This is a genomic window from Compostibacillus humi, from assembly GCF_014637175.1.
In the GTDB taxonomy this organism is placed as follows: domain Bacteria; phylum Bacillota; class Bacilli; order Bacillales; family Amphibacillaceae; genus Oceanobacillus; species Oceanobacillus humi.
Genome location: NZ_BMEV01000145.1, coordinates 1 through 1,255 on the forward strand (window position 1 = coordinate 1; position 1,255 = coordinate 1,255).

Consider the following 1,255-nt stretch of genomic DNA (forward strand, 5'->3'; position numbering starts at 1 on the left):
GGAGTTTTAAATATGGTGACAAGGAAAGAAAAAAGAGAACGTGAAAAAGATACAAATTATTTTTTCGAGCTGGAAAAAGTCAGAAAACACTTCTTTGAAAATTTAGATGATAAACTTAATGGAATAAATGATCCAAGGCATCAAAGCTATGTTACCTATAATAGTGATATCCTACTTATGATGACCATTTTAAAAAATGCCTTTGATTTAAAAAGTATGCGGAGTATGACAGATCAATTTAATAAAGACGAGTGTATCCATAATTTCCAAAAGATAGTGGGATGTAGTGAGCTGAAAGAGCTGCCACATTACGATACTATTAATGACTTTTTATCCAGGCTGGAACCAACAGAACTGGAAAAAATCCGAACGTACATGATCAAACAATTGCTTGCCAAAAGATGTTTTGATCGGTATCGGATAAACGGGAAGTATTGGGGGATCATCATTGATGGGACAGGGCTTTTTAGTTTTCAACAAAAGCATTGCGACCATTGCTTAAGACGGGAATATACCGATAAAGCAACTGGTGAGAAAAAAACTGTATACATGCATCATGTACTTGAAGCCAAACTGGTAGTAGGTGACATGGTCCTAAGTATAGCTTCCGAGTTTATTGAAAACGAATCGGAGGATGTATCTAAACAAGATTGTGAACTAAAAGCATTTTATCGGTTGGCCAAAAAAATAAAACAAGCATTTAAGAGATTACCCATATGCATCCTAGGAGATAGTCTTTATGCCTGCGAAGGCGTATTTACCCAATGCGATAAGTACGGGTGGAAGTACATGATGCGATTTAAAGAAGGTAGAATCAAAAGCGTTGCCAAAGAATTTCAAGATATTAAGGCGATGGAAAATCTATCAGAAGACATATGCTGGGTGAACGATATTGCGTATAATCAAAGAACATTGAACATACTTGAATATCACTTCGTTAAAAATCAGGAGAAAAAGACTTTTACATTTATCACAAATATCAAGGTAACGAATCGAAATGCACGTAAACTAATAAATGCGGGGCGAAGCCGTTGGAAGATTGAAAACCAGGGCTTTAATCGTCAAAAAAATATTCGGTATCACATTGAACATGCCAGTAGTCGCCATTATGTAGCGATGAAGAATCACTACCTTCTAACACAGATTGCGGATATTCTAATGCAGTTATTTGAAAATGGAAGCAAAGCTTTGAAGCATTTTAAGAAAACGGCAAAAGAAATATCCTCAATTCTGTTAGAAGCGATACGCACCAGCA

At 35.9% G+C, this 1,255-nt stretch carries 1 protein-coding gene; it reads left to right on the top strand.

Going from position 1 to position 1,255, the window contains the following annotated elements:
- A partial coding sequence (locus IEV18_RS16960; RefSeq protein ID WP_229733710.1) for a transposase occupies positions 1–1,255 on the top strand: 1,255 nt, incomplete at both ends.